The following is a 25,764-nucleotide window of genomic DNA, read 5'->3' as shown; positions in this document are numbered from 1 at the left end:
TTGCAATTGGCTAGAGATATAAATCAATTAATCCTTCAGGGGTTTCTACATAAATGATCTTGGATCCTCTATCTATTTTGCCTATAAATTCATCATTCATAGGAATAAGAATTTCTACACCATCCCGATCCACCTCAAACAAAGCTTGAGCTGTTGAATCGTTAACGGCCTTGATAACCCCTACTTTTCCAAAATTAATATCCCGGATCGTAAATCCAATAACTTCATGATAGTAAAACTGATTTCCTTCCAGTTTTGGCAATAATGTAAGTGGAAGGTAAATATCTGCTTTCATGAGGTCGTCTGCATCTTCTTCTGAATCTACATCCTCAAATTTTACTCGTAGTAAATCACTTTTATGTAGTGAGCTTTTATCTATAAAAAAAGGAACCAGATTGTTGTTATAATCAACAAAAACTGATTCCATTTTTAAATAACTTTCGGGCTCATCGGTATCTAATTTAATCAATACCTCCCCTTTAAAACTAAATTTACTTACGATTTTTCCTAGATAGAAGCATTCTTCTTTCTTCATCGTTAATAATGCAACTATTCTTCCTCGTTGCCAGCTTCTTCTGTTACTTCTTGTGCTTCAGCTTCAGCAGCGGCAGCAGCTTCTAAGGCTTTTGCTTCTGCTTCACGTTTAGCATTTACTTCTTTTTCAGCTTCTAAGGCTTTTGCTTTAGCATCTGCTTCTGCTTTTGCCAACTCATCTTTCTTAGCACTAACCGATCCTTCTTTCTTAGATAACCAAGCATTAAATTTCTCTTCTGCTTGCTCTTCTGTTAAAGCTCCTTTTTTTACACCACCAGCAAGGTGGTTTTTCAATAAAGCTCCTTTATAAGACAGGATAGCTTTTGCTGTATCGGTAGGTTGCGCTCCATTTTGCAACCATTTTACAGCTCCATCAACGTTTAAATCGATTTGTGCAGGGTTTGCGGTTGGATTGTAAGTACCTAATTTTTCAAGAAATCTACCATCTCTTTTTGCTCTAGCATCTGCTGCTACGATCCAGTAAAAAGGTTTCCCTTTTTTACCATGTCTCTGTAATCTAATTTTAACAGGCATAAAAATTAATTTTTGGGTACGCGACCCTATTCATAATTAAGGGCGCAAATATAGTTCTTTTTAATCAAAAAAAGCCTATGAATCAAAAGTTTATTACTTCACAAATATTATTCACTCCCCCCTTCCTTGCATAGATATATAACCAGAAGAAAAAAAACAATATCCTACCAGAACAAGTTCTCCTTCAGATTAGCAAAATATATTTTGTTTTGGGGGAAAGTCCCGAGGAATTAAAACTAAACATCTGTCTGATTTTATAAAATCTACCATCTGAACAAAATACTTTTTACAAGTAATTTATTATGTTTTGTGTATTTCGTCGATAAAATATGCGTTTTTTCGATAAAAAAATTGCTTTATAGGTTTTTTCTCTCTATCTTTGTAAGAATGAATACGTTATGGTTAAGCCATAAAAAATTATGACAAAACCCCAAAGCCTATGACCAAAAAAATTACTCTACTATTTATACTTATCTGCTTATTTTTAATTTCTTGTTCTACAGATATAGAAATCAATGATCCTGCCTTGCAAGCAAAAATTGATGGAGAACTGTTTAGGTCTTCCTTTAAAAAAGCTGTTATCTATGATGACGGTACTTTGGTTATATCAGGAAGCTCAGGAGATAAATCTATAAGTTTTACCACTACTTCTACCAAAGTAGGAACTTATATGATATCCCAAAATACTATAGACGAGATAAGTTTTAAAAACGATAAACTACAATTTGTTTCTAAAAATCAAGAAACCGAAGGTGAAGTAACTATTACAGAGGTTTACAATAATGAAATTTCTGGAAAATTTAATTTCAAAAACCTTAAAGACGAAAATGGCAACATATCCAATTTTAGCGATGGATGGTTTTACAGACTACCTTTGGAAAATGGAATAATCGAAGAAGAAACAACAGAACAAATTAATCCATGCTTACTCAATGCATCTTTAACAGCAATGGTCAATGGTTCTGAAATGATCACTGACAATCACAGTGCCAGCCTTTATGGAGTAGATAATGCATCTATATTAATTAAAGCAGCAAACGAAAATCAAGAGATTATCATAGTATTTAAGGCAGATGTAACCCCGGGACAATATTCCCTTACAGGATCCGGAGATTTTAGTGCCTCTTATGCGCTAAATAACGATAAATCTTCTGCTTTATCGGGACAAATTATTATTACTAATCACGACATCAATACCAAATGTATAAGCGGAAGTTTTGAATTTAATACCCGAAGTAATGCTCAAATATCAGAAGGTTTCTTCGAATTTGGTTATTAAATCAATAATCCCAGAGCAAGCTCACGAGGTATGCCCCCAAAAGTATATTTTGTTTTGAGGCAAGCCCCAGAAATTAAACCTTAAATAAGGAATTAAGGTTGCCAAAAAATTATGCTAGCTCAACTTTGCCTGTAAAAAGCGATCATTATTAAAATGATCGCTTTTTTTATGTTTTTACTTTAAAAATTACCTGCGAAATTGCTCGTTAATAATTCTGAATAACTTTTTAAAAGAATGAATTAGTATTTTGGCTATTTTTGAAAGTCCTTTGCATAAGGATGATTTCTGAAAAAAAACACCTCTTTTTATGTACTTAGTCTTTGATACTGAAACCACAGGGTTACCAAAACGATGGGATGCCCCAATTAGTGACACCGATAATTGGCCAAGATGTATTCAAATAGCATGGCAGTTACATGACGCTATGGGAAACTGTATAGAACATCAAGACTATTTGGTAAAACCCGAAGGATTTAATATCCCGTACGATGCCGAAAAAATTCATGGTATTTCTACCGAGTTGGCAGAAAAAGATGGAATACCTCTAAAAGAAGCTCTTGAAAAATTTAATATTGCCCTTTCCAAAACAAAATTTATTGTAGGGCAAAATGTAGGTTTTGATGTTAACATCATGGGGGCAGAGTTTTATCGCCTTGGTGTAAAAAACATATTACAAGATCTTCCTGTACTGGACACCTGTACAGAAACTACAGCACAGTTATGCCAGATCCCCGGAGGCCGTGGAGGTAAATTTAAACTACCAACGCTTACCGAGTTGCACCAGTATCTTTTTGGGGTTGCATTTGGTGAAGCGCATAATGCTACCGCCGACGTAGAAGCCACCACCAGATGTTTTCTGGAATTGATCAGAAAACAGGTTTTTACTGCAGAAGAACTGGATGTAAAACCAGGGTATTTTCAGGATTTTTCTGAGGCTAATCCCGAAACCATTCAGTTAATAGGGTTAAAACATATCAATCTCAAAAAAGCTTCTAAAAAAATAAGAGAAGCGCTTGCTCAAAAAGACTCTTCTGATTTATCTCAAAAAGAGATCAATGATAATGTTGCTGCTCTGGACGAAGTTAATTTTGTTCATTTGCATAATCATACTCAGTTTTCTATCCTTCAATCTACGACTAGTATTCCTGACCTGATAAAAGTAACTGCACAACATAAAATGAATGCGGTTGCTATGACAGATCATGCAAACATGATGGGGGCTTTTCATTTTGTACAAGCAATTTCTAACCATAACAAAAGTGTAATTGCCGCTAATACTGAAGCAATAGAAAATGCACAACTGCCTGAAGGTATTGAAATAAAACCAATAGTAGGTTGTGAGTTTTTTGTCTGTGAAAACCACACCGATAAATCCAGAAAAGACAATGGATATCAAATAGTTATGCTGGCCAAAAACAAAAATGGGTATCACAATTTAGCAAAAATGTCTTCTACCGGATTTGTAAACGGGTTTTATTATCTTCCCCGTATCGACAAAAAAGTAATCCAGCAGTACAAAAAAGATATTATTGTTCTTACCGGAAATTTATATGGAGAAGTCCCAAGCAAGATACTTAATATAGGTGAAAAACAAGCAGAAGAAGCTTTACTGTGGTGGCATAAAGAATTTGGTGATGATTTATATATTGAGATCATGCGCCATAACCAAGAGGATGAAAACAGAGTTAACCCTGTACTACTGGAACTTGCCAAAAAACACAATATCAAAACTGTAGCAACCAATAATACATATTATTGTGAAAAAAAAGATGCTAATGCACATGACATTCTTTTGTGTGTAAAAGACGGTGAAAAACAAGCAACCCCAATTGGTCGTGGCAGAGGATATAGATACGGGCTACCAAACCAGGAATACTATTTTAAGTCTCAGGAAGAGATGAAAAACCTCTTCAAAGATATTCCTGAAAGTATTATAAATATTCAGGAGATCGTAGACAAAATAGAACCTTACGAGCTTGCCAGAGACGTGTTGTTACCCGCATTTGATATCCCAAAAGAGTTTCAGGATAACGAAGACAAGATTGACGGAGGTAAACGTGGCGAAAATAAATATTTAAGGCATATAACTTATGAAGGTGCCAAAAAAAGATATGCAGAGATAACCCCCGAGATCGATGAGCGTTTGGATTTTGAACTAAAAGTAATCGAAAAAACAGGATATCCCGGATATTTTTTAATTGTTGAAGACTTCATTCGTGCCGCCAGAAATATGGATGTGTCTGTAGGTCCTGGTCGGGGATCTGCCGCAGGATCAGCAGTAGCCTATTGTTTGTGGATTACAAATCTGGATCCCATTAAATATGATTTACTTTTTGAGCGTTTTCTTAATCCGGATCGTGTAAGCATGCCCGATATCGATATCGATTTTGATGATGAAGGCCGAGGACGCGTTATGGATTACGTGATTAATAAATATGGCGCTAACCAAGTTGCCCAAATCATTACCTATGGTACTATGGCTGCCAAATCCTCGATACGGGATACAGCAAGAGTACTAGACCTGCCCCTTAGTGATGCAGATCGTATTGCAAAACTTATCCCCAATATGTCCAAATTAGGAAAGATTTTTGGGGTAGACGAAGCAACTCTAAAACAAAAATTCAGAAGCGAAGAGCTTGAAAAAGTTAATGAACTTCTTAATATCGCAGAAGGCAATGATCTCGAAGCTGAAGCGCTAAATCAAGCCAGAATACTGGAAGGATCTGTTAGAAATACAGGAATCCACGCGTGTGGAGTAATTATCACCCCAGATGATATTACCAAATTTGTTCCTGTAGCACTAGCCAAGGATTCTGATATGTACTGCACCCAGTTTGATAACTCTGTGGTAGAAAGTGCGGGTCTGCTAAAAATGGATTTTTTGGGGTTAAAAACACTAACCCTAATCAAAGACACTGTTAAAATTGTAAAAGCAAAGCATAATATTGAGCTCGATCCTGAAAATTTTCCTCTGGATGATGAAAAAACGTATGCTCTTTTCCAAAGAGGAGAAACTGTAGGGGTGTTTCAATACGAATCCCCCGGGATGCAAAAATATATGAAAGAGCTTAAACCAACTGTTTTTGCTGATCTTATTGCAATGAATGCTTTATACCGCCCTGGTCCTCTGGAGTACATCCCTAGCTTTATTAACAGAAAACATGGTACAGAAGAGATTATATATGACCTTGAAGCGTGTGAAGAGTATCTAAAAGAAACCTACGGAATCACAGTGTATCAGGAGCAAGTAATGCTTCTTTCTCAAAAACTTGCCGATTTTACCAAAGGTGAGGCCGACGTTTTGCGTAAAGCAATGGGGAAAAAACAAAAAGCGGTTTTGGATAAAATGAAACCTAAATTTATCCTACAAGCTTCTGAAAAAGGGCATGCCGAAGATAAATTAGAAAAAATATGGAAGGACTGGGAAGCATTTGCAGCGTATGCATTTAACAAATCCCACTCTACTTGTTATGCCTGGATTGCATACCAAACAGCATATCTTAAAGCACACTACCCCGCAGAATATATGGCAGCCGTTCTTTCCAATAACATGAACGACATTAAACAAGTTACGTTCTTTATGGAAGAATGCAAACGTATGAAACTAGATGTACTTGGCCCGGACGTAAACGAATCTTACCATAAATTTTCGGTAAATAAAGATGGTGCTGTTCGCTTTGGAATGGGAGCCGTTAAAGGTGTAGGAACTGGTGCTGTAGCTACTATAGTAGAAAACAGAAAAGAAAGCGGTCCTTATAGATCTATTTTTGATCTGGCAAAGCGTATTGATCTTCGTGCCGCAAACAAAAAAGCTTTTGAAAGCTTAGCTTTGGCAGGAGGTTTTGATTCTTTTGCAGACACACACAGAGGCCAGTATTTTCATGAAGAAGGAGACGGGGTTACTTTTCTGGAAAAAGCCATGCGGTACGGATCAAAATTTCAGGAAAGCGAAAACTCATCACAAGTTAGCTTATTTGGAGAAGCCAGTGATGTACAAATCCCTGAACCCATCGTTCCTCCCTGTGAAGAATGGGGAACCATGGAAAAATTAGCACGAGAAAAAGAAGTAGTAGGAATATACATTTCTGGTCACCCATTAGACGACTTTAAATATGAAATGAAATACTTTTGCAATGGCACCCTGCATAACTTTGCAGATCTGGAAAACAACCTTAATCGCGAAATTTCTTTCGGAGGTGTAATTACTACGGTAGAGCACCGCACATCAAAAAACGGTAAAGGATGGGCTACATTTATAATTGAAGACTATAATACAGCACACGAATTCAGAGTTTTTGGGGAAGAATATCTAAAACATCGTCCATTTTTGGTAAAAAGCACCTTTGTATATGTCAAAGCTTTTATAAAAGAAGGATGGGTAAATCGGGATACCGGTAAAAAAGGTGACCCAAGGATACAGTTTAATAGTTTTCAACTACTGCATGATGTTATGGAAAGCTATGCCAGAAAGCTAACCATACAATTAGATATTAATGAGCTGTCTGACTCCAGAATTGATGGTTTGAAAGAATTATTGACCGAGCATAACGGAGACCATACCCTAAACTTTGTTATTTATGAAATGGCAGAACAATTAAAACTACACATGCCCAGCAGAAAACAAAAAGTAAACATTTCGCCCGACTTACTTACAGCTTTAGAAGATGAATCTATATATTATAAACTCAATTAAAAATAAAACAACAATCTCTGATCTATAAATATATCCAAATATGGATCTTTTTTAAAGATGGTATACCTTATTAATATTATATTCGGTATCAGTAAATACAATAACCCTATAACCAAAAGAAATATTAGATATATAGGCTTTCGTAGAATTATTGACTAATTTTACATATATTATGCACACTATGTGTAAGCTTTGGTCGAATTATTGACTAATTTTGTAAACATTAAATATTTTTAAGATTAAAAAAAAAATACTATGGCACTAGAAATAACAGATGCAACTTTTGATGAGGTAGTACTTAAAAGCGAAAAACCAGTATTGGTGGATTTTTGGGCAGCTTGGTGTGGTCCATGTAGAATGGTAGGTCCTATCATAGAACAAATTAGCGAAGAATATGACGGAAAAGCTATTGTTGGCAAAGTAGATGTTGATACTAATCAGGAATTTGCCGCCAAATATGGTGTAAGAAATATTCCTACAGTATTGGTTTTCCAAAATGGAGAAGTAGTTGGGCGTCAAGTAGGTGTCTCTCCTAAAAGTGTATATGCAGAAGCATTAGATTCTCTATTATAAAAAAACATTACTTATAATAAACATAAGGTTTGACATCAAAGTCAAGCCTTTTTTTATGAATACTAATTTTGTATATGTATATTGGTATCGTTAATACCATTTACAATTTGAATTTACCATAATAAAATGTTCTTTTTTTATCTCAGTTTCAGAATAAAAATAAACCGTAGCCCTGCTATGCTTGATTTTTTTTCTTTACTGAAACAAAAAAATCTTAATTTTCTTTTCCAGTAAACTCAAACCACAAATGGTATAACATATCAAAAAAACCTTCACTTAAAAAAAACTCTGACATGAATATTCAACAAGAGATAAATAAAACAGGAGGATTTACCAATCTGGAACTCCTTGCAAAACAAGTTGTAGAAGGTTTTATTTCGGGTATGCACAAAAGTCCTTTTCATGGTTTTTCTGCAGAGTTTGCAGAACATAAAGTGTATAATAACGGAGAAAGCACGAAGCACATAGACTGGAAACTTTTTGCCAAAACAGACAAACTTTTTACCAAACGATATGAAGAAGAAACCAATCTAAGATGTCACATTATCATTGATAATTCATCTTCTATGCACTACCCAAAAGTAAAAGAACATCATTTAAAGTCTTTAAACAAGATTAGCTTTTCTGTTTTGGCAACTGCATGTTTAATGAACATTTTAAAAAAACAACGGGACGCCATAGGATTAAGCATCTACAGTAATGAATATGACTATTATGCCCCCGAAAAAGGTAGTGAAAGGCATCATCAAATGTTGCTTAGTAAGTTAAATGAAACTATTATTAACCCCTCTGAAAATAAAGATACAGACACCTTTAAATTCTTGCATTTAATTGCCGAAAAAATACATCGCAGATCTTTGATTTTTTTATTTACAGATATGCTACAGGCAACTTCTGATCCGGAAAAATTATTTGAAGCCCTTAGACATCTCAAATATAATAAGCATGAAGTTATACTTTTTCACACTTTTGACAGTGAAAAAGAATTAAGATTTAACTTTAGTAACCAACCTACCCGGTTTGTAGATATTGAAACTGGTGATTTTATTAATCTATATGCCGATAACATTAAAGAAAATTACCAAAAAGCAGTGTCTTCATACTTTTATGATTTAAAAATGAAATGCACACAGTACGGCATAAAGTATGTAGAAGCAGATACTACAAAAGATTTTAATAAAATATTGACCACATACTTTGTTGAAAGACAGAAATTTGGATAACCCAAGCAAAATAAAATGAAAAAAAAATGAAAAAACATTTGTGAGAATCAAAATGAGGTGTATATTTGCATCCGCAATACGGCCTTGGTCTGGTAGTTCAGTTGGTTAGAATACCTGCCTGTCACGCAGGGGGTCGCGGGTTCGAGTCCCGTCCAGACCGCAAAATTGCTAAAAGCTTCAATGTATATTGAAGCTTTTTTTTAGCAAGAAAATGTTGTGTTGTTCCCGAGCATATTCGGGATGGTTTTGTAGAAAACCGATGAGAAGCTTTTCCATAAATTTGGAGAGGCTTTTTTTAATGATTATAAAAAAGACCCTCCAAATTTATGAAAGGTCTTTACATTTTTTAACTCAATTCTTTATTTCGAATCCCTTATTAAGATACTCATTACCAGATTTTTACTTAGATATATATTTTCAGAAGTATACCTCCTGAGCTTGCTTTGAGATTATTGATTTTAGTGCTATCTTTTTTATATAGTTTAGTTGATCGAAAAAATCTATGACCAATATGATTTATAACTCAATTTTATGGAATGATACAACATATTCTATAATAAAGATATCTCTAATCTATGGTTACCTAATAATATCTAATTTAACTCTAATAGCATCTGGATCATAAAAGTCTGAATCTCCTGCATAACCTGTAGAGCCTCCTCCTTGTGATAACCATGGTGTATACTTAGCAACTCCTTTATGTGAAGAATTAGTTCCATTATCGGTTAATTGTACTCCAAATCGAACGTCTTCTACAGTCAAACCATTAAATGGTCTTGTTTCTATCTTAAACCGAACAGCATCAAAATCATAGGAGTCTGAATCTGTTGCCCAAGAAGACCATCCTCCCCCTTGACTAGCCCATGGAGTATATCTAACCCTACCAGCTCCATTTCCAGAACTTCCTCCATCTGATAATTGGATAGCTATTCTAAAATCTAGATTCTTCAGATTTTTCACTGTTCTGGTCAATAACTCTAACACAATCCAATCTGGATCATAGTTATCTGAATCTCCTCCCCATTCTGACCACTGATTTTGTTTATCGGCAACCCATCCTGGAGCTTCAACATTCCCTATATCATTCCCTATACCCCGGTCTCCTAAATAAAACTTAAGTTTTATATCTCTATTTGCCCCACTCGCGGTTTTTGATACTTCTTTATTTGGTTCATATAGTTCGTCATCTACATTTGACTGGCACGAAGTAATAAAAACAAAAATAAATAATGCCAATTTTGGTAAGTAATTAAAATACTTTTCTCTGAATGTTGTTTTCATAATAGCTATGTTTAATATAAATTGTTGGTTAATTTTTCTTTGGCATAAATCTTTTTATGCCTTTTAAAGAGTTATAAATTCATATTTAAAGCTACTTATTTGTCTCTACAATTTAATGTGGTTTCACCTCAATTAACACTCAAAATATTCAAAAAAAAAGCACCATTCAATATCTCTAAAAATCAACACATTACATTTTGACTTATTAATTATTACACAAAAATACTAGTGAGAAATTATAAAAACTTGTGCAACACTCTTATTTCTATTAAAAAAAAGCCAACACTTTAAGTTCAGGCAATCTTTTCGTTATAAAAACACTCTATAATTCAGGTTATTTACACAAAACACTTATACACCTAAAAAACAAGCGATTAAACCGTCTCAAAACTACGTGTAAGCCGTCTTAATCATGATTTAAGACAGGTATTCCTTGAATTCTCTGCTTGTTCTGGATACTTTCGTTGACTTAAATAAACACAAAATCAACAATCATGAAAAAAAAATTAAACAGTTTAATTTTATTAACAATGATGTTTATACTTTCTTCTTATGGGCAAGAAAAGTATAACATTATTCAAAACGGAGGCAACGGAATGGCTCCAAGAGCTATCGATTTTGAAGCTACTCAAAATATAGCCAAAAAATCTTCATCTTTTTCTTCTCCAGAAAATTTTATGACAGAACACTTTGGTACAGTATCAGGACAAGGGGTTATTGTTTCAGATGTTATCAAAGATGAGTTAGGGTTTACACATTACCGCTTACAACAATCTATTAATGGGATTCCTGTAGAGAGTTCTATGTATTTGATCCACGTTAAAAACGGGCAGGTAACTTCTGCCAACGGAGAGTGGTTTACAGCAACTCCTGCTAAATCTTTTGCAAAAAGCAGTAGTTTATCTTCTGCCCAGGCATTACAAAAAGCAAAAGATGTAATAAAAGCTAAGCAATATGTTTGGGAAGCCAGAGTTCCCAGAACTAAAAACGAAACCTTCAGAGGCGAAAAAGTTGGTGATGAAGGAGAGTTGGTATACATCACTAAAAACAATGCAATGAATGCCGATGCATTGAGATTAGCATACAAATTCGACATGTATTCTGTAGAGCCTTTTGGGCGTAAAGAAGTTTTTGTAGATGCCTCAAATGGCGATATTCTTTTTATTGAGGAAAAAATACACCATGTAGATGGCACTACAGACACAGGGTTCTATGGTCCTCAAAACATTACGGTTACACAAAATGGCAACCGTTTTGAAATGAGACAATCTGGTGATAGAAAGCTTGCTTTGTATGATATGCAGGGGGCAGAAATTAGAGTAAATTTTCAAGGATCAGCTATTGAGCCTACAGGTTCTCCAATTTACTCTAGCCAAACTAAAGATTTTAGAATTGGTGGAGCGCAAAACTACAGAACAGCTGCATATTGGGGAGCAGAGAAAACCTGGGATATGTTTAAAAACGAGTTTAACCGTTCTAGTTATGACAATAGAGGAAGCAATATTAACATATATGTAAACGGAGGCGGACGACATGCTAATGATAATGCTTTTTGGTCTGGTACCTGGATGCATTATGGAAATCCTAAGGATTATTTTCAAGGCTCACCTATTACCCCATTAGATGTTGTAGGTCATGAGATGACACATGGTGTTACTCAGGAATCCGGAGCCATGGTATATCAAGGAGAATCCGGAGCGCTTAATGAATCGTATAGTGATATATTTGGGTCTTTGGTAGAGTATTATACCTTTAACAAAGTAGTAGATGCTAAGGTTTGGAAATTAGCCGATAAACACGAAGATTCAAAACTAAAAAGAGACCTTTCTAACCCTAAACTGCATAGACAACCTGATACGTATAATGGTACCAACTGGGCACCAACTTCACAAGGTTCTGCAGATAATGGAGGAGTGCATACCAACAGTGGTGTAATGAACCATTGGTTCTATATCGTATCTCAAGGAGCAAAAGGATCTAATGATAGCGGAACTAATTATGATGTAGAAGGTATTGGTATCGAAAAAGCAGGAAAAATTGCATATCGCTCTCTAACGAATTATTTAACAAGAAGTTCGAAATACGCTGATGCCCGAAATGCAGTAATTAATGCCGCTAAAGATTTATACGGTGCCAATTCTTGTGAAATAAAAGTTGTAACTAACGCTATGAATGCTGTAGGTGTTGGTGCTAAGTTTACCGGTAATGCCAACTGTGGCGGCGGCGGTGATTGCTCTGCTGTAAGTGGGGTAGCAACATCTAATGTTACTAAAAACGGTGCTACAATTAACTGGAATGCCGTTACAGGTATCTCTACATACACTTTTGAGTACAAAAAAGCTGCAGATGCATCTTATACAGCATCTTCTGTAACAGGTACCAGCAAAACATTAGACGGGTTAACAGAAAATACTGCATACGAAGTACGTTTAAAATATGCTTGTACCAATGGTGAAACTGCGCCATACTCAACTATAGTAAAATTTACTACTGCAACAGATGGTGGCGGTAATTGTAATGCTGTTACAGGCGTTAACTCATCTAACATTACCATAAACTCTGCAACAGTAAGCTGGACAGGTGTAAGTGGTGTATCCAACTATACTTTTGAGTATAAAAAAGCCGCAGATGCTTCATATACAGCTTCTACAGTTTCTGGAGTTACTACTAACCTAACAGGCTTAGCAGCAAACACCAAATATGAAGCGCGAGTAAAATACACCTGTTCTACAGACGGTGGTACAGATCCTTGTGCCGGGGTACCAGCACATCAGGCAGGTAATCCATACCAAGTAGGTGATAAAGTTACGTACCAGGGATATTTATTTGAGAGAACAAGCTCTGGCTGGAAACAACTTGGCCGATGTGGAGCGACTGGTGGTAATCAGGTAGATGCACCTTACTCTGCTGTAATAAGTTTTACCACACTAGAAGACACAAATGGCAATAACTGTGATACCATTCCGGAGTATCAACCGGGAGGCAACTACACTATTGGAGCCAAAGTAAAATATTTTGGTACCATATACCAGTTAACCGCTTCAGGTTGGGTAGTTATTGGTTCTTGTGATTCTTTCTTTTTTGCTTCAGCATTCAGAAATGTGTCAGGAAACTCTACTGGATTTAATGTATATCCAAATCCAGCATCAAACGATCTTAACATATCTTTTAATTCTTTAGATACTGTTTCTGAGATCAGAATTGTTAATATACTAGGAGAAATAGTATATAACCAAGAAGTGAAATCAACTTTAGGAAACAATACCGTAAAGGTAGATGTATCGAGATTAAATCCTGGAATTTACTTTGTGAAGAGAGGAAATCAAGATGTGAAAAAGGTGATTATTAAATAGTAAGTTATTTGTGTAGTTAATATTTAAGCTAACTCTCTAACTCAACTTAGACTTTAGCAGAAAGAAACCGCTTGGGAATATTTTCCCGGGCGGTTTTATTTTAATTCCTTAATAAATTATCCCAGATACCCTAAAAATTTAAAATAAGAACATCAAAAACGGCCATGAATCTATATTCTATAACCTATCGCCAACTCTCTTTAAAATTAGATAGCATCCTAATTTAAACTCTCCAAATAATCTGAAGGAGAGATCCCTACAACATCTTTAAAGTTTTTATAAAAAGAAGCTCTCGAATTAAATCCAGCCTCCTTAGCTAATGCCGTATTGCTGTATTTTTGATATTTCTCTGATTCTATAAGCATTTTAAATTCTTCAACTCTGTAATGATTAAGATACATGTTAAAGTTTTTATACTCCATCTTATTGATAGCTTTAGAAATAAGACGGCTCGACTCTCCCACTCTTTTTGCAAAAGTTTTTAACGTCATATCCGGGTCCAGAAAAGCTTTTTCCTCTACCATACATCGTTCTATTGCTTTGGAAACCCGCTCATAAATTTCCTTATTTTCTTCTTGTTTGCGTTTGGATAACTTTACTTCCTTTTCTGATGTTATATTAACAATGTTAATTTGCATCAAACTTCCTATGGTACAATAATACAGCAGCAACAAACCAAGACCATCAAGCACAAATCGTATATTATCCCCTTGAAACGAAGTGATCATAGTGCCTAATGCAATTAAATGGTAAACAATAAATACTACACAAAATATAGTCATCCATACTAAAGATTTATATTTTACATCTGTATAAAAAAAAGGCAAAAACTTATTATGATCTTTGACAACCAGTATCGTTCTTGCACACATATAAAGTATAAAAATAACAGAAGAAAATAAATCAAAAAGTAAAAGCAATTCATATTCTATAGGAAGTATAATATTAGGGCTTCTAAATACCTTAATAAAGATTACAGAAAACACACAAAACTCAAATATTGCCGGGATATAGTAGCTATATTTATTTTTAATCTCAATACCGGTAGTCTTTGTAACATAAAAAAAAATGAAAACCATATTCAAAAAATTGAAGGAGAAGGGATTATAACTCTTAATTGTTTCTTCCATATCCCACAACAACACAAAACTCAACAATTCAACACAAATAGAAGCAAAGAAAAACCCCAGATACCTATTTATTTTTGGTTTTTTGGATTTATAAAAAAATAAAATCAAGGCAACAATCAAGGATTGTATTCCTAAAGCCAAATAGAATATATATAAAGTATCCATTATAAAAAGTAAAAATATTGATGCGTTAAAAAATGATTTTCTAAAGTTAAAAAACTCCTAAATATATATGCTTTTTTGTTTTTTTTCACATTTATGCCTTGTACATTAAACGAAAGAATGCACGATATATTGATCAATATTATTTTTAGAAGCACTTTAATGCCGCTATGAAGCCTAACGGGTGCCCTAATTTAAACTCTCAAAATAATCTGAAGGAGAAATCCCTGCAATATCTTTAAAGTTTTTATAAAAAGAAGCTCTCGAATTAAATCCGGCCTCCTTAGCTAATGCCGTATTGCTGTATTTTTGATATTTCCCTGATTCTATAAGCATTTTAAATTCTTCAACTCTATAGTGATTAAGGTACATGTTAAAGTTTTTATACTCCATCTCATTAATAGTTTTAGAAATAAGACGGCTCGGTTCTCCCACTTTTTTCGCAAAAGCTTTTAACGTCATATCCGGATCCAAAAAAGCTTTTTCCCCTAACATACATTGCTCTATTGCTTTAGAAACCCGTTTATAGATTTCCTTATTTTCTTCTTGTTTACGTTTTGATGATTCTACCTTGCTTTTGGACGTGATGTTAACAATATTGATTTGCATCAAACTTCCTATGGTAAAATAATATAACAACAATAAAGATAAACTATCAGATGCCGTTGTTATATATGTAGTATCCGGTAAAACGATCACAGACAATACTGCTATTATATGATAAGCAATAAATACAATACAGAATATAGTTAACCATAACAAAGATTTATATTTTGTATCCGTATAAAAAAAGGGCAAAAAAGTAGTATGGCTTCTAATAACCAATAGTGTTTTGATACACATATACACAATAAAAATTGAGCAAGAAATTATATAAGAGTACAAAAACATTATGCTATTATAAGAATATACTAAATCCGGGGTTTCATTTACTTTAATAAAAAACAAGGACAAAATACAGAACTCTAGTATGCCCGGAATATAATACCAATACTTGTTCCTGATTTCAATACCCGAAGTCTTTATAGCATAGAGATAAATAAAAACCATATTCAAAAAATTAAACCTAAAAGGGTTATATGATGCTATATATGGATCAACATCTTGCATTAAAGTATAACTGAATAACTCAATACTAAGAAAAATGAAAAAAAAACCTAAATATTTATTTACCTTTTGTTTTTTAGATTTATAAAAAAGTAAAATTAAAGCAACTATCAGGGATTGTATCCCCAAGGCTAAGTAGAAAACAAATATCGTATCCATAAAAAGTTGAGTTTTGTGTGTGTTTTTGCAAAATACCTATTTTTTTCACAAATTTTATACCAAGTATGCAACAAAACTCACAACATAGTTTCTGCACATACCATATAAATAACCTGTATATATAAATATTATTATGCAAAAAGATAGGCTTATAACACTCTTGACAAAGAATTTACTTGTTTTAAGGAAAAAAACTTTATAGAAAGAACAGGAAAATTTCTATAAACAAAAAAACGTACCCATATATTAAAAACGGTATTATAATGTTAGAAAATCAGTATTAAGGTAAGCTTGGATTGTATTTTCAAAAATATATTTTGTTTTCAAAACAAGTCTCCGGGAATTATCCAATTTAATTTTTTGATGATGTACGATTAAATTATTTTTTGAAGATTAAGGCAAAATACTTGTACCAAACTTGATCTGGTATCAAGAACAGGACTTATATTGAGTTAAGCTGAAATATAATTACAGTAAAATATTGTAATCCGTTTTATGTATTAGAAAATAAAATTAGTATTGGCTCTCTTAATAAAAGATTAAAACAATTGCCCCCAATTTTCCCATACTTTAATAATATAAAACACCACAAAACCAATAGAAACAATAAATTTAAGAAAAGTACCCGCCAAAAAACCTATAAACGAACCAAAAGCTGCTTTTAATGCCTTTGAAGACTCCCTGCTATCTTTTATAAGCTCTCCTAAAAAAGCACCAATAAAAGGACCAATAATGATCCCTAAAGGCCCCATAAATATAATACCAATAACAAGACCAATCGAGCTGCCTATCATACCATATTTTGTGCCTCCAAATCGTTTTGTACCTATGGCAGGAACGATATAATCCAAGACCCAAACCACAATAGATATTGCCAAGGTAATCCCTAAAAACATCCAGTTTTGAGGAATCGCATCTGTAAAATGAAGAATAAGCAATCCTATCCACGAAGTAAATGGTCCTGGCAATACAGGAAGAAAACTTCCTAATATGCCTAGGAGGCAAAATAAAAACCCTATAACCATTAATGCAATGTCCATGCCTTTTTACCTATATGACGCAAATGTTTCGTGTTTGTTACGATAACATGAATTAACCATAACTTTAGGTTATTAATTCCCCTGTCATTTATCAAGATTGTTTTTATTTCTTTTATTTGCAACCGCAAATACAAATAAACCAAAACATAGTTTAAAGCTACCCCAAAATTATGCGATATTTTTTAGTATTATTCGGATTAATGATCTGTTTTGTATCTTATTCTCAAGGAACCTCTACTACACTAAAATGTAATAAAGAAACAAACGAGCGTATTAGAAAAAATTGTATTACTACGGTAATACAAGAATTTGTAGATGCAAATTATAATGTTGAAGCAATAGCAATATATGCAAAACCCGGAACTAATCGAATTTATACCAGATTTAACGTTAATGAAGCAGGTAATATAACAGATATACAAGCAAAAGCATCTTCTTTAGAATTAGAACTAGAAGCCATAAGAGTCCTGCAATCTTTTCCGTATACTATCCCTACAATGAATATTTCTGGCAATGAAAATGAAATTTTTGAAGACACATATACCCTTCCTATTACATTTCAGGTTGACGCTATAGAAATAGATCTGTCCTCTCAAAAAAGAATAACAGGTAATGATTAATTTTTAATCATTACTTTCTTATACCATTTTAACTTTGAAATAGAGCGTATAGAAATTGAATTTATTTTTTAAGTATTCAAGGCAAAAAGCTTGTACCAGACTTGATCTGGTATCAAGCATAACTGTAGTTACGGTTATCTTTTTTAATGAAGAACAGATGAAAAAGAAATAATTTATTAGTGCTATTTCAAAGTTAAAATGGTATTAAACCTAAACAATTCATTTTTAGCTTTAAAGTAAGAAATAATAAATTTTATAACTAAATAATTAGTTTAAACTAATTATTTAGTTACAATATATATGAAACAACTTACAAAAGCCGAAGAAGAAGTAATGCAGCAATTATGGCAGCTACAAGAAGCCAATGTAGCTTCTGTAATAGAACAAATGCCTGACCCAAAACCTGCTTATAACACTATTTCTACTATTATAAGGATTCTAGAAACCAAAAAATTTGTATCCCACCGCAAAGAAGGAAAAGGATATATATATTTTCCTTTGGTAAAAAAAGAAGAATACAGCAACCAGTCACTTAACAAACTAGTCAATAATTATTTTAATGGATCTTTTAGAAACATGGTATCCTTTTTTGTTAAAAAAAATGATATGGATATTAAAGATCTGGAAAATATTTTAAAAGAATTAGATAAAGAAAATTAGTTTTTATGATGCAGTATATACTTCATATTATCATTTTTCAAATGTTATTTTTAGCAGCTTATGACTTGCTGCATAAAAAAGATACTTTCTTTTCTTTAAACAGGCTATACTTGCTTTTTACCTCTGCCTTTTCTTTTTTTTTACCTTTTATAAAAATAGAAAGTATTCGAAAAAGTATCCCAAATGAGTACATAATTAACCTGCCAACGGTATTTATAGAACAACCAATAGCATCTGAAACATTTTTAGAGAGTTTATTTTTATTATATCCATCTACCCAAAATAAGGATATCCATTGGGGAGCAGTATTGTATAGCCTTGGAGCCATAACTATGCTTATTCTATTTATAAGAAAAATCATCGCTATTAAAACTCTTAAAAAAGACGCTATCTATACTTATAATTATAATTACAAAACATACATTTTATCTAACAGTAAAGATGCCTTCTCTTTTTTGAACACCATGTACCTTGGAGATCAATTAACCGATCTGGAAAAAGAACAAGTTATTATGCACGAAATTGTTCATCTGCGCGAAAAACACTCTTATGACCTTTTATGGTTTGAGTTTCTTAAAATATTTTTTTGGTTTAATCCCTTAATCTATGTGTATCAATCCAGAATACAGATAGTACACGAATTTATCGCAGACGCAAAAAGCATTAAAATAATAGGCAAAAAAAAATATTACGAGCAGTTGTTAAATACCGTTTTTGGCACTGAAAAAATAAAATTCATCAATCAATTTTTCAATTATTCATTAATCAAAAAACGAATACTTATGTTACAAAAAGACAAATCCAAAGGTATTTCAAAATTAAAATACCTGCTAATCTTGCCTTTACTTATTGGTATATTAACATATACTTCTTGTAATGAAACATCAAAATCAGAAATCATATCTGAAATTAATAATTTCGAAAACAAAAAAGTAAAAAACAATTTATCAACAGTAAGTAGTGAGGAACCAGAATGTCCTAATAAAAATTCTGAATACGATAAAAATCTGGAGAATTTCATACAAATTACATCAGACAAAAATTTTGAAGCAATCATAAATTTAGTATCTGTAAAAACCTCAAAAACTGTTCGAACAATACATTTAACCCCTAATAAAGTATATAAAATCAAAAATATTCCCGAGGACAAATATAATTTACACATAACCTATGGAGAAAATTACGCCGAAAAAACAGTAAATGGTGTATGTACAGCTTACTTTAAAAATGAAAACATATCTGAGGTTAGTGAACATATTCTGGACATGCATACCGTAACCACAAAAAAAGGGGTAAATGTACCTTCATACAGACTATCTATTGATAAAGATCTTTCTAAAAACAAAGATCTTAGTCTTATTGAAATTCCTTTTACAAAAATAGATAAAGTTCCAACCACTATTAATTGTAAAGACATAACAGATAATTCACAACGAAAAGAGTGTGTCTCTAATGAGATCAAAAAATTTATAAATACCAATTTTAATGTAAAAGCAACTAAGGACTTTGCTCAAAAAGGAATCAATAAAATCGATGTTAGTTTTAAGATTGACAATACCGGTAAAATTATAGAGGCAGAGGCAAAAGGATCTGCACCAGAATTAGAACAAGAAGCAAAAAGAGTAGTGCTATCTATGCCGCAAATGATTCCGGGAGAACATCAGGGTAAACGAGTAGCTGTTAAATACTTTTTACCAATAGCATTTATGATAGAATAACAAAATACTCGTTCATACCCATAAAAACAAAAACTTTATAATCCGGGTTAAAACATAAAAGAGTTCGATACATCCTGTATCGAACTCTTTTTTTTGCAGTTTCTATCACTTATCAATAAGTGATAGAAACCTTTCAAAAAAACTTAGCTAAAAAGATAAAAATGATGAAAAAGAAGGGAATGAAGGGAACGAAAATCCTTTAAAAAAGTCTCTAAAACTTGGAAGTTTCAATGGTTTTATTGCAATAGGTGCGCTTTCTTTTGCCTCACAGGTAACATTTTTATACAGTTTTCCATTTACATAAATCTGTGTTGTAGTTACCCCATTAGATGTTGATGAAGAAACAGAAACAGCAGACGAACTAGAACTGGTTGTAGCTGTTGAATTACCAGAAACAACTATTTTTGATGTGGATTGTACACAATTTGGTACCGTGTACTCACCACATGGAGTAGTTACCGTGCACTGTGCGTTTAATGAGGTTAAAGATACTCCTGCAAATACTACCGATGCAATTAAAATTTTTGAAAAACTTTTCATTTGTGTGTTTTTGTTTTATTTGTTAAACATTTATATCACATACAACAGGCTCGAAACAAATTGCCCTAAACAGATTATGTTAAAAAAACACTAAAACCAATATATCCTGAAAACCTCAAAAAAATAAAATGAAAAGCACTTTTAATATTCGACCCCGGATTTAAAGATCTTTTATTATCTGCGAATACAACGAATACTTCGTTCTCTTAAAAATTTTATGTAGTTTGGCTATCCAAAAAAGTTATACGGATAATGAATGTAAAAAATTGGTACATAGGCTTCTTGGTTTTTACGTTATTCTCATGCGATAATTTTGTACTCAAAAAAGAGAACAAAAAAGACATTATAAAAGAAAGTCTGGAAAAACTTAATTGGAACGAAGTAGAGCAACCCCCCTTATTTGATCTGTGTAAAGAAAAGTCTACCGAAGAGCTGGAATCTTGCTTTCAACAAACCATTACCCAACACATATACACATATCTTACAGAACACCCTGTTACCGTAAAAGAAACCATTAAAGATACTATTTGGATACCATTGCTTATTACTAAAGACGGTAAAATCACCCTCGAAGACTTCAGTTTACCATCTAAAATTCTAGAACAAATCCCTGATTTAAAAGATACACTAAAAAAAAGCATTACCTCTTTGCCAAATGTTAAACCAGCACATACCCGAAGCACTCCTGTTACCACATTATACAAACTTCCTTTGGTTATACATGCCGAATAGATCATTACTTATTCTTAATTACGTAGTTTTGTAAAAATCCTATATCTCATTGGAAAACGAAAAAATTATATTAGGGATCGACCCGGGAACAACCATTATGGGATTTGGACTTATCAAAGTCCAGAAGAAAAAAATGTATTTCTTACAATTAAACGAGCTACAATTAAGTAAATATGACGATCATTACTTAAAATTAAAACTCATTTTTGAGCGAACCATAGAGCTTATAGACACCTATCACCCGGATGAAATAGCTATAGAAGCTCCTTTTTTTGGTAAAAACGTGCAATCTATGCTAAAACTAGGTCGGGCACAAGGAGTAGCAATGGCGGCAGGGCTTAGTCGGGAAATACCTATAACCGAGTATTCCCCAAAAAAAATAAAAATGGCAATCACCGGTAATGGTAATGCCAGTAAAGAGCAGGTTGCAAAAATGTTACAAAGCCTTTTACAACTCAAAACGTTACCAAAAAATCTGGATTCTACCGATGGGCTTGCAGCTGCCGTATGTCATTTTTATAATATGGGTCGTGCAGATATTGTAGGCAAAAGTTATACCGGTTGGGCTGCCTTTGTACAACAAAATGAAAAACGAGTGAAAAAATAACTATAACTCCAAAACCTTAACAACATCAGCGGTATCTATATACATATTCCTTTTTGTAAGCAAGCTTGTCACTATTGCGATTTTCATTTTTCTACCTCTATGCAGAAAAAAGAACAAATGGTAGCTGCAATTTGTAACGAAATCATACTTCGCCAACCAGAGATCCATACAGGCGAGCCCATACAAACCATATACTTTGGTGGCGGCACACCATCTGTATTATCTATACAAGAGCTACAACATATTATCGATATTATTTATACACATTATACGGTTGCAAAAGAGGCAGAAATTACTATCGAAGCCAACCCCGATGATCTTACCAAACAAAAAACAGAACAACTAGCCAAAAGCAACATCAACCGGTTAAGTATAGGCATACAATCTTTTTTTGAAGAAGATCTTAAAATAATGAACCGCGCTCATAATGCCGAAGAAGCAAAAGAAAGCCTGGCATTGGCAACACAATATTTTGATAACATATCCATAGATTTAATTTACGGGATCCCCAATATGTCTATCGATGCATGGAAACAAAACATACAAACCGCTTTGGATTTTGGAGTACCCCATATCTCCTGTTACGCACTTACCGTTGAGCCAAACACCGCATTGCCAAAACTAATTGAAAAAGGAAAAATCGCCCCCGTAAACGATGATCTGGCTCAAAAACATTTCGAAATCCTGATAGAGATGTTAGAAAACAATGGTTTTGAGCATTACGAACTCTCTAATTTTGGAAAACCCGGATTTTATAGTAAAAACAATACCGCATACTGGCAAGGAAAAAGCTATCTGGGCATCGGGCCATCTGCACATTCCTATAACGGATCCCAAAGAAGTTGGAATATAAACAATAACACAAAATATATAAAAGCACTACAACAAAACAAATTGCCCAGTGAAACAGAAACCTTAACCATTACCGATAGATATAATGAATATATTATGACCGGACTGCGAACTCAGTGGGGAGTATCTTTACAAAAAGTAGAAAAAGAGTTTGGTAAAAAACATACAGATTACCTCCTGCAGCAAGCCAAAAAACACATAGAGCAACACCTGTTATATATAGATAACAACACCCTGTTGGTAACCAAAAAAGGAAAGTTTTTAAGCGATGGTATAGCAAGTGATCTTTTCTTACTAAATTTAGGGTGATTTATAAATAATTAGGGCGTTCGAGCGGGCTATCCGTTATATCTTTCTTGTTTTTTACAAAAACAAAAAAGGATATCACTTCTATCCCTAACGCAAAACACTATGATTACAACCATAACACACAACCATACATCCTATACCGTAGATCTTTCTAAACCATTAGATATATCTATCCTTTTAAGAGCATCCAAAAACAATGTAAACGCATGGTATATCGGCGCACCCAATATCGAACCCGTTACCGATGGCAAATGGGTAGGAAAAGTATCCAAAGGAGCTTCTACCAATTTTAACAACATATACTTTAATCCCCATGGGCATGGCACTCATACAGAATGTGTCGGACACATTACCCCAGAGTTTTATAGTATTAATAACGCACTAACACAGTTTTTTTTTATTGCCGAAGTCATTTCAGTAACCCCGCAAAAACAAGGAGAAGACACCATCATCACCAAACAACATATTGCAACGGCAGTAACCTCTGCCTCGCCTGAAGCATTGATAATAAGAACACTACCCAATACCGAAGAAAAAAACAATACCCAATACTCCCATACCAATTGGCCATATCTTACAGAAGAAGCCGCTGTTTACATCAGGACATTAGGGGTCAAACACCTGCTTATCGACCTGCCATCGGTAGACAAAGAAAAAGATGAAGGGAAACTAGTAGCACATAAAGCCTTCTGGAACTACCCGCAAGCAACCCGCCATCAAGCAACCATCACAGAAATGATTTATGTAAAAAACACCATCACAGATGGCATGTACCTGCTTAATTTACAAATTGCTTCGTTTGAAAATGATGCTTCGCCCAGCAAACCAATCTTATATAAAATACTATAAAAATGAAAACAACACTACAATTAGAAGAAATTGCAATGTTGGTATTAGGAATATATCTATACAGCGCATTACCCTATCCTTGGTGGTTATTTTTAGCTCTGTTTCTCGCCCCCGACATTGGCATGCTAGGGTATCTGGTTAATTCTAAAGCAGGAGCATTACTCTATAACATATTTCATCATAAAGGACTTGCAATTGCTATATATGGTATCGGGGGTTTTTATACGAATACAATGCTGCAACTAGCAGGAATCCTGCTTTTTTCGCACGCTTCGTTCGATAGAATTTTTGGATATGGTTTAAAATACGAAAAAGGTTTTAAATTTACACACTTAGGACATCTAGGAAAAAAGAATTAGAATGGAGTTATTATTTATTGGTCTTATCGCAGGTTGTATCCTTGCCTACTTTATTTTTGCAAAATTTAATGCCGCAAAAAACAAATCCTCTGTAAAAATACAATCCGTTGTTCTTATGGAAAAAATAAAAAGGGTTTGTAAACTGGTTACTGTCGAAGGGGATTTTGCAGAAATCTACCACTACGAAAGTGTAAAAGACAAATTTTTTAAACTACTAACCGGAAGAAAAAAAGCACTTATCCTAATCGATGCTAAAGCACATGTAGGCTTTGACCTTTCTAAAATAAATATAGAAAGTGATATAAAAAACAAAAAGATTATCATTAGTCAATTTCCACAACCAACGCTTCTTACCATAGAAACCGATTTTAAATTTTATGATAAAAAAGAAGGTTGGTTAAACCCTTTTACCTCTGGCGACCTTACAGAAATCAATATAGAAGCTAAACAATTTATCAAAGATAAAGTTCCGCAAAGCGGATTAATGGAATCTGCAAAAAAAGAAGCCCTGGACGCTATCTCCCTTATGGAAACGCTTGCAGAATCTATAGGATGGCAATTAGACTATTCTGCTTTATATTTGAACAACAATAATACCGATATTAAAAAGTTAGAATAAAGAACAATGAGTATAGTTATTTCTACCGATAAAGAAAAATTAGATATCGACTTTATCCATGAATTTTTAACCCGCTCATATTGGGCAACAGGAAGAACTAAAGAACAAATAAAAACCACTATCGAACATTCGGTGTGTTTCGGGATATATCTGGACAGCAAACAAATTGGCTTTGCAAGAGTATTAACAGATTATGCCGTATTTGGATATTTGATGGATGTATTTATTATAGAAGAACAACGAGGAAACGGATATGCTAAACGGTTAATGAAAGCCATTATGGAGCATCCGGATTTACAAAATATTAGCAGATGGATGCTGGCAACCAGTGACGCTCACAAACTATACGCTCAATTTGGTTTTACAGCCCTCCCCGACCCTGGCAAGATTATGGTAAAACTTATAACTAATTAAAAAATGGATATAGAAACGTTTAGAGAATATTGCTTGTCCAAAAAAGGAGTTACAGAAGGATTTCCTTTTGATAAAAGCACGCTTGTTTTTAAAGTAATGGGTAAAATGTTTGCTTTAACAGGGCTAGAAAAAACCCCTTTTAGTGTAAATTTAAAATGTGATCCGGATCGCGCTCTGGAACTTAGAGAATCTCATCCCGAAGTTGCTCCCGGATACCACATGAATAAAAAACATTGGAATACTGTTAACTTTTCCGGAAGTTTATCGACTAATCTTAAACAGGAATTGATAGACCACTCTTACGACTTAATTGTAAATGGTCTAACTAAAAAATTAAAACAAGAATTAGATAACCTTTAAAATTAAAAAAACAGAAATAACATAACCTTTTTTAAGGCAAATTTGCAGACAAAAACC

At 33.6% G+C, this 25,764-nt stretch carries 23 protein-coding genes and 1 tRNA gene; 17 read left to right on the top strand and 7 right to left on the bottom strand.

Translation table 11 applies throughout. The features are described 5' to 3' along the window. Nucleotides 1-10: 10 nt before the first annotated feature. Together rimM and ACZIYX_RS08500 are read right to left on the bottom strand one after the other, a co-directional pair. A complete protein-coding gene (rimM, locus tag ACZIYX_RS08505) occupies nucleotides 11-535 on the bottom strand; it encodes a ribosome maturation factor RimM (RefSeq protein WP_462681789.1) in 525 nt (174 codons plus the stop codon). A 14-nt stretch (nucleotides 536-549) separates the two neighbouring features. Further along, nucleotides 550-1,068, bottom strand: a complete 519-nt coding sequence (locus tag ACZIYX_RS08500) for a 30S ribosomal protein S16 (protein ID WP_462681788.1) — start codon at nucleotides 1,066-1,068, stop codon at nucleotides 550-552. Between the two features lie 439 nt (nucleotides 1,069-1,507). Between ACZIYX_RS08500 and ACZIYX_RS08495 the strand changes: the two genes are divergently transcribed. The 5 genes from ACZIYX_RS08495 (at nucleotide 1,508) to ACZIYX_RS08475 (ending at nucleotide 8,996) form a co-directional block, all read left to right on the top strand. Beyond that, nucleotides 1,508-2,347 carry a DUF6252 domain-containing protein gene (locus tag ACZIYX_RS08495; protein WP_462681787.1) on the top strand — a complete coding sequence of 280 codons (840 nt, stop codon included), beginning with the start codon at nucleotides 1,508-1,510 and terminating at the stop codon, nucleotides 2,345-2,347. 307 nt (nucleotides 2,348-2,654) lie between these two features. Next, nucleotides 2,655-7,040: a DNA polymerase III subunit alpha gene (dnaE, locus tag ACZIYX_RS08490; protein ID WP_462681786.1), complete on the top strand. Its 4,386-nt coding sequence runs from the start codon at nucleotides 2,655-2,657 to the stop codon at nucleotides 7,038-7,040. A 255-nt stretch (nucleotides 7,041-7,295) separates the two neighbouring features. Next, nucleotides 7,296-7,613 carry a thioredoxin gene (gene trxA / locus ACZIYX_RS08485; RefSeq protein ID WP_462681785.1) on the top strand — a complete coding sequence of 106 codons (318 nt, stop codon included), beginning with the start codon at nucleotides 7,296-7,298 and terminating at the stop codon, nucleotides 7,611-7,613. 293 nt (nucleotides 7,614-7,906) lie between these two features. Further along, entirely contained in the window at nucleotides 7,907-8,836 is a 930-nt protein-coding gene (locus ACZIYX_RS08480) for a DUF58 domain-containing protein (RefSeq protein WP_462681784.1), read from the top strand. Between the two features lie 86 nt (nucleotides 8,837-8,922). Then, nucleotides 8,923-8,996, top strand: a tRNA-Asp gene (locus ACZIYX_RS08475). 419 nt (nucleotides 8,997-9,415) lie between these two features. Here the strand turns inward: ACZIYX_RS08475 and ACZIYX_RS08470 are convergent. Continuing rightward, entirely contained in the window at nucleotides 9,416-10,117 is a 702-nt protein-coding gene (locus ACZIYX_RS08470) for a hypothetical protein (protein WP_462681783.1), read from the bottom strand. Nucleotides 10,118-10,611: 494 nt separating this feature from the next. Between ACZIYX_RS08470 and ACZIYX_RS08465 the strand changes: the two genes are divergently transcribed. Beyond that, nucleotides 10,612-13,470: a M4 family metallopeptidase gene (locus ACZIYX_RS08465; RefSeq protein ID WP_462681782.1), complete on the top strand. Its 2,859-nt coding sequence runs from the start codon at nucleotides 10,612-10,614 to the stop codon at nucleotides 13,468-13,470. A 218-nt stretch (nucleotides 13,471-13,688) separates the two neighbouring features. Here ACZIYX_RS08465 and ACZIYX_RS08460 read toward each other — a convergent pair whose 3' ends face one another. The 3 genes from ACZIYX_RS08460 to ACZIYX_RS08450 form a co-directional block, all read right to left on the bottom strand. After that, entirely contained in the window at nucleotides 13,689-14,549 is an 861-nt protein-coding gene (locus tag ACZIYX_RS08460) for a helix-turn-helix domain-containing protein (RefSeq protein ID WP_462681781.1), read from the bottom strand. 402 nt (nucleotides 14,550-14,951) lie between these two features. Further along, nucleotides 14,952-16,028 carry a helix-turn-helix domain-containing protein gene (locus ACZIYX_RS08455; protein WP_462681780.1) on the bottom strand — a complete coding sequence of 359 codons (1,077 nt, stop codon included), beginning with the start codon at nucleotides 16,026-16,028 and terminating at the stop codon, nucleotides 14,952-14,954. A 539-nt stretch (nucleotides 16,029-16,567) separates the two neighbouring features. Further along, complete coding sequence (locus ACZIYX_RS08450; protein WP_462681779.1) at nucleotides 16,568-17,068, bottom strand: DUF456 domain-containing protein; 501 nt, start codon at nucleotides 17,066-17,068, stop codon at nucleotides 16,568-16,570. Between the two features lie 170 nt (nucleotides 17,069-17,238). Between ACZIYX_RS08450 and ACZIYX_RS08445 the strand changes: the two genes are divergently transcribed. The 3 genes from ACZIYX_RS08445 to ACZIYX_RS08435 all read left to right on the top strand — a co-directional run bounded on the left by ACZIYX_RS08445 (nucleotide 17,239) and on the right by ACZIYX_RS08435 (nucleotide 20,066). Continuing rightward, nucleotides 17,239-17,688, top strand: coding sequence for a hypothetical protein (locus ACZIYX_RS08445; RefSeq protein WP_462681778.1), 450 nt, complete (start codon nucleotides 17,239-17,241; stop codon nucleotides 17,686-17,688). Between the two features lie 300 nt (nucleotides 17,689-17,988). Continuing rightward, complete coding sequence (locus tag ACZIYX_RS08440) at nucleotides 17,989-18,348, top strand: BlaI/MecI/CopY family transcriptional regulator (RefSeq protein WP_462681777.1); 360 nt, start codon at nucleotides 17,989-17,991, stop codon at nucleotides 18,346-18,348. Between the two features lie 5 nt (nucleotides 18,349-18,353). Beyond that, complete coding sequence (locus tag ACZIYX_RS08435; protein ID WP_462681776.1) at nucleotides 18,354-20,066, top strand: M56 family metallopeptidase; 1,713 nt, start codon at nucleotides 18,354-18,356, stop codon at nucleotides 20,064-20,066. Between the two features lie 147 nt (nucleotides 20,067-20,213). Here the strand turns inward: ACZIYX_RS08435 and ACZIYX_RS08430 are convergent, their stop codons facing one another. Further along, a complete protein-coding gene (locus ACZIYX_RS08430; RefSeq protein WP_462681775.1) occupies nucleotides 20,214-20,606 on the bottom strand; it encodes a hypothetical protein in 393 nt (130 codons plus the stop codon). Nucleotides 20,607-20,858: 252 nt separating this feature from the next. Between ACZIYX_RS08430 and ACZIYX_RS08425 the strand changes: the two genes are divergently transcribed. The 8 genes from ACZIYX_RS08425 to ACZIYX_RS08390 all read left to right on the top strand — a co-directional run bounded on the left by ACZIYX_RS08425 (nucleotide 20,859) and on the right by ACZIYX_RS08390 (nucleotide 25,707). Beyond that, complete coding sequence (locus tag ACZIYX_RS08425; RefSeq protein WP_462681774.1) at nucleotides 20,859-21,338, top strand: hypothetical protein; 480 nt, start codon at nucleotides 20,859-20,861, stop codon at nucleotides 21,336-21,338. Nucleotides 21,339-21,387: 49 nt separating this feature from the next. Then, nucleotides 21,388-21,945, top strand: coding sequence for a crossover junction endodeoxyribonuclease RuvC (ruvC, locus tag ACZIYX_RS08420; RefSeq protein WP_462681773.1), 558 nt, complete (start codon nucleotides 21,388-21,390; stop codon nucleotides 21,943-21,945). Between the two features lie 24 nt (nucleotides 21,946-21,969). Continuing rightward, nucleotides 21,970-23,106, top strand: coding sequence for a radical SAM family heme chaperone HemW (gene hemW / locus ACZIYX_RS08415; RefSeq protein WP_462681834.1), 1,137 nt, complete (start codon nucleotides 21,970-21,972; stop codon nucleotides 23,104-23,106). A gap of 102 nt (nucleotides 23,107-23,208) precedes the next feature. Next, entirely contained in the window at nucleotides 23,209-23,955 is a 747-nt protein-coding gene (locus ACZIYX_RS08410) for a cyclase family protein (RefSeq protein WP_462681772.1), read from the top strand. A gap of 2 nt (nucleotides 23,956-23,957) precedes the next feature. Beyond that, the gene (locus ACZIYX_RS08405; RefSeq protein WP_462681771.1) at nucleotides 23,958-24,314 is read left to right on the top strand and encodes a DUF4260 domain-containing protein; all 357 of its coding nucleotides are present in this window, start codon (nucleotides 23,958-23,960) and stop codon (nucleotides 24,312-24,314) included. Between the two features lies 1 nt (nucleotide 24,315). Further along, complete coding sequence (locus ACZIYX_RS08400; RefSeq protein WP_462681770.1) at nucleotides 24,316-24,933, top strand: DUF4230 domain-containing protein; 618 nt, start codon at nucleotides 24,316-24,318, stop codon at nucleotides 24,931-24,933. 6 nt (nucleotides 24,934-24,939) lie between these two features. Then, nucleotides 24,940-25,347, top strand: coding sequence for a GNAT family N-acetyltransferase (locus ACZIYX_RS08395; RefSeq protein WP_462681769.1), 408 nt, complete (start codon nucleotides 24,940-24,942; stop codon nucleotides 25,345-25,347). A gap of 3 nt (nucleotides 25,348-25,350) precedes the next feature. Beyond that, complete coding sequence (locus tag ACZIYX_RS08390) at nucleotides 25,351-25,707, top strand: MmcQ/YjbR family DNA-binding protein (protein WP_462681768.1); 357 nt, start codon at nucleotides 25,351-25,353, stop codon at nucleotides 25,705-25,707. Nucleotides 25,708-25,764: the final 57 nt, after the last annotated feature.

This window comes from Aquimarina sp. (assembly GCF_977115655.1).
This window is presented reverse-complemented; position numbering and strand designations above follow the sequence as displayed.